This window comes from Arenibacter catalasegens, assembly GCF_002909235.1.
Lineage (GTDB): Bacteria > Bacteroidota > Bacteroidia > Flavobacteriales > Flavobacteriaceae > Arenibacter > Arenibacter catalasegens.
On the sequence record NZ_PHQQ01000063.1, the window covers coordinates 1 to 4,366 of the forward strand.

The 4,366-nt window shown below is 32.4% G+C and carries 4 protein-coding genes; all 4 read left to right on the plus strand.

What is annotated here, in order from left to right:
- Positions 1-253 precede the first annotated feature (253 nt).
- The 4 genes from CWD90_RS22770 to CWD90_RS22785 all read left to right on the plus strand — a co-directional run bounded on the left by CWD90_RS22770 (position 254) and on the right by CWD90_RS22785 (position 3,875).
- Positions 254-817, plus strand: coding sequence for a Crp/Fnr family transcriptional regulator (locus CWD90_RS22770; RefSeq protein WP_103478349.1), 564 nt, complete (start codon positions 254-256; stop codon positions 815-817).
- A gap of 67 nt (positions 818-884) precedes the next feature.
- On the plus strand, positions 885-1,493 hold the full coding sequence (locus CWD90_RS22775; protein WP_103478350.1) for a short chain dehydrogenase: 609 nt from the start codon (positions 885-887) through the stop codon (positions 1,491-1,493).
- 448 nt (positions 1,494-1,941) lie between these two features.
- The gene (locus CWD90_RS22780; protein WP_239986601.1) at positions 1,942-3,288 is read left to right on the plus strand and encodes an ATP-binding protein; all 1,347 of its coding nucleotides are present in this window, start codon (positions 1,942-1,944) and stop codon (positions 3,286-3,288) included.
- Between the two features lie 110 nt (positions 3,289-3,398).
- Positions 3,399-3,875: a hypothetical protein gene (locus CWD90_RS22785; RefSeq protein ID WP_103478352.1), complete on the plus strand. Its 477-nt coding sequence runs from the start codon at positions 3,399-3,401 to the stop codon at positions 3,873-3,875.
- Positions 3,876-4,366: the final 491 nt, after the last annotated feature.

A 4,366-nucleotide genomic window follows, 5' to 3' on the forward strand; every position in this document is an offset into this window, starting at 1 on the left:
ATTCCAAGGCTTCCTGACCATTTTTATCCGGCAAATCCAACCAAGGCCGGTTCTCCGAATGGCTCCGTAAAAACAACCTACTAGGGTCAATATCTTATACGTAGAGCACTTCTGCAACGGCCACGGCCGTTTTATGGGACTATTATATTTCACTAAAAAGCATTAATTAGGTTGTTTAGTATAATAGATATATAATCATTGATCATATATCTTCGTTGGCGGTAATTTGAGCATACCAAACATCAAGAAAGAAATGAACGAATATTTAAAATCATTTAATTTATTTACAGACATAGAGATTAATGATTTCTTGAAGTTATCTCAAACTATTTTATTAAAAAAAGGCGATTTATATATTAATAATAATGAAATTTGCGACTCTATAGCTTTTGTTAAAAGTGGAATTTTTCGTTCTTATTATTTTTCAAATAATGACGATGAAATTACATATTGTTTCACTTTTCCAAATAAACTATTAATGGCTTATTCGTCATTTATTTCGCAAAAAAAATCTGAAGAAAATATTCAAGCTCTGACAGATGCTGAAATAATTTCAATACCAAAAGCAACATTAGAAAATTTAGCGAAATCAAATAGTAATTGGTTGCTTTTTTTGAAAATTATTGCCGAAAAAGAATATGTAGAATTAGAAAAATGGATATTTAATCATCAAAAAGATAAAGCTCAACAACGCTATTTAGATTTAATTAGAACGCAACCTGAATACATCAAAGAGATTCCATTACATTATATAGCTTCTTACCTAGGCGTTACTCAACGTCACCTAAGTCGAATAAGGGCTAATATTACGTATTAGACAAATGTCCTCTTCTTAAAACTTTAGTGCTTCATAAATTTGCATATAATTTAAAAACAGATATTATATGAAAACAATAATTTTAATTGGAGCAAACGGAAAAATGGGACAAGCTGCTCTTACAGGTCTAGGAAAACACAAAGTTATAACTGCTGGACGTTCTGCAGATAGCTATGACTATCAAGTTGACATTACTAGCGAAGAATCCTTAAGAAAACTTTTCAAGGACGTAGGACATTTTGATGCTGTTGTAAATACTGTTGGTGTATGTGAATATGCAAATTTCACAGAAATGACAGAAAAACAATGGATGAGTACCATTTTAAGTAAAATGATGGGACAAATTAATATTGTTCGTATAGGACAAGAATACATTGCAGATAACGGTTCTTTCACATTAATTACGGGAATTCTAAATGTTAAACCGATTCCATTTGCTATTGCAGACGCAACTACAAGTGGAGCAATTGATACATTCGTTAAATGTGTTGCATTTGAAATGCCAAGAGGTATTCGTGTTAACTCTATAAACCCAACTGTTTTAGAAGAAGCTTGGGATGTTTATGGTGAAATGATGCCTGGTTTTGAGCCAGTTCCTGGAAAATTAGTTGGAAAAGCATTTGAACGTTCGGTTGATGGGTTTATTACTGGTCAAGTAATTTTTGTAGATGCTTAAATAAAAACTACCGCCAACACCGGCTATAAAAAATGCGGAGTTCTGTCCTATTTCAAAGGTTTGTGATTTATTTATTAAGTCACAAACCTTTTTTTGTTCGCTTTAAAAAAACAGTAAATTTATAACTCAAAAAAAAGCTTTGTTTAGTGCTAGGCTGACAGTTTTTTGATTGTCAAAATCCCGCACTTTTCATAGCCAAACACGTTGTGCTTCATTATGACAAGCCGAGGATTGTCGAATTAACTACCTCTTAACCCTATATCCATCCTAAAAACTCATTATTTGTAACTATAGATAGTTTTAAATCTATTTATTTTAAATATATTTGTTATATTAAGATGAAAATATGGCAAGGCTAAACCTTATTCCGACAGCAAAGATTATTGAACGTCTTCGTTATGAAAATCCATGGTGGATTACGAAAGAGATACCGAACACATATAGCTCAATGTCCAAGAGATTATACTTTGATCTCTTTTATCCATTCGTCCTTGAAAGGAGTATTAAAAGGGCTTTAGTTCTAATGGGGCCTAGAAGAGTTGGTAAAACTGTAATGTTATTTCATTGCATTGAAAATTTATTGAAACAAGGAACAAATCCTCATAAACTATTCTTTATTGGGATTGACAACCCAATTTATGTGAATTTAAGCCTGGAGGATGTTTTAACATTATGCAAAGATTCTTTAAACCTTGAAAACCTTAATGGTTGTTACGTCTTCTTTGATGAAATACAATACTTGAAAGATTGGGAAAGACATTTAAAAGTATTGGTTGACTCATATCCTGATACCAAATTCATCGTTTCTGGCTCGGCAGCCGCAGCCTTGAAATGGCACAGTACGGAAAGTGGAGCGGGTAGATTCACTGATTTCTTATTACCTCCATTAACATTTCAGGAATATATTCATTTGAAAAAATTAGACCATCTTATATTTACAGGTGATATTCAATATGGAGACAAGGATATAAAGTATTGCTTAACTCATGATCCCAAAGCATTAAATAAAGAATTTGTCCATTATTTAAATTTTGGAGGATACCCAGAGGTTGTGTTATCTGAAAAAATACAAGGCGATATGGGTAGATATGTGAAAAACGACATTGTAGACAAAGTTCTGCTCAGAGATCTGCCAAGCTTGTATGGAATCAAAGATGTCCAGGAGTTAAATAGATTTTTCACATACATAGCTTATAATACTGGTAATGAATTCTCATATGAGACAATGTCTAGGGAAAGTGGGATACAAAAGGATACATTAAAAAAATATCTAGAATATTTAGAAGCAGCATTCTTAATTAAGGTACTAAATAAGGTTGGGGTCAATGCAAAAAGATTAAAAAGAATAACAAGCTTCAAAGTATATCTTACCAACCCATCACTTCGCACTGCTTTATTTTCCCCGATAAGTGAAACAGACCAAGAAATGGGAAACATGGTTGAAACAGCAATTCTTTCACAATGGATGCATCGAGAGCAACTAGATTTAACATATGCTAGATGGAAGGACGGCAGGAATGAAGGGGAAGTAGATCTAGTTTTGGTAGATGATAAACATTATAAACCTGTTTGGGGAGTAGAAATTAAATGGAGTAACCGATATTTTGATAAACCCCAAGAATTGAAAAGCTTGATTAAATTTTGTGAAGCAAATAACCTTAAATCTGCAGTTGTGACTTCAATTGATCAAATAGGAACGAAAGAAATACAAGGTTTGAGATTTACTTTTCTTCCCGCTTCAATATATGCATACAATATAGGAGAGATTACACTAAAAATGAAAACTAATATTTAAAAAAACGAAAGCACAACAATATGTATAATGCATAGCACCCTACGGGATGCTTCGACACCATACATGGAACGTTGTGCTTAATGTTACAGAATTGAACCAAAATTGAAAATTTGAATAGAAAAGAAATCATTTGGCTAACTGGAACCTCAGGACTTTTTTTATTCTGGACTCTAATACTTTTTGGAATAGATGGATTTAATATTGACTCTACTTTCGATATAAATATTCACGATACTTATTTTGTCATTGCCAATGTCCATTTAATTTTACTGTTATTTGTATTCGTTTTTTTTACGGTTTATCTAATTAGAGTTGTTCGAAATCGATTTAAAAATAATACGGCAAATCTAATACTGATAATAGCAACGATTTTGCTCGTCGTAGTTCTTGGTAAAACAATTGGTATGCTAGACTTTTTTAGTGGACCTCCCAATAATGACTCTATTGCTGATGGAATAAATGTGGTTGGAAACGCATTGAAAATTATATCACGAATTCTGTTTACAGTTCAAATAGTAATTCTAGTATTACTAGCTTATCTTGGATTCAAAACTGGGCGGAATTACAACGTCGAAAAAAAAATCTAAGCACAACAAAACCTCCTATGAAAAGCGCTAGTCCAGTTCTTTTCAGTTAATAAACATCTAATTTTTGATAGTTCCTTAATAGGAACCTTTTTTGGCACTGCCCCCATTTCTAAATTGGTTTTATTTATCTGCCGTTTTATGGTACAATTATTATTGGCGAAAAAGCATTAATTTGGTAGTGGTAGTTTAATAGATAATTGATCAGCGATCATTCAGCTACCTTTGGCGGTAATTAGAAATGCAGTACATATGAAAAATTATCATCTATATTTCTACTTGCTGCTAATTCTTACAGCTTGCGCAAAGCCTAAAAATGTTCAAATTTCTGGTGCATTCTACCCAGATTCTACAGATCACATATACATTTGGTTATTTCGGAGTTATGACGCCACCTGTTTCGGTCAAACTGCGCCACTTTGAAAGATTCTACAATTATAAAAAAAATTAGGTTTATAAATTCTTTAATTTTCCTTTTCTTAAGGATTCTCCTT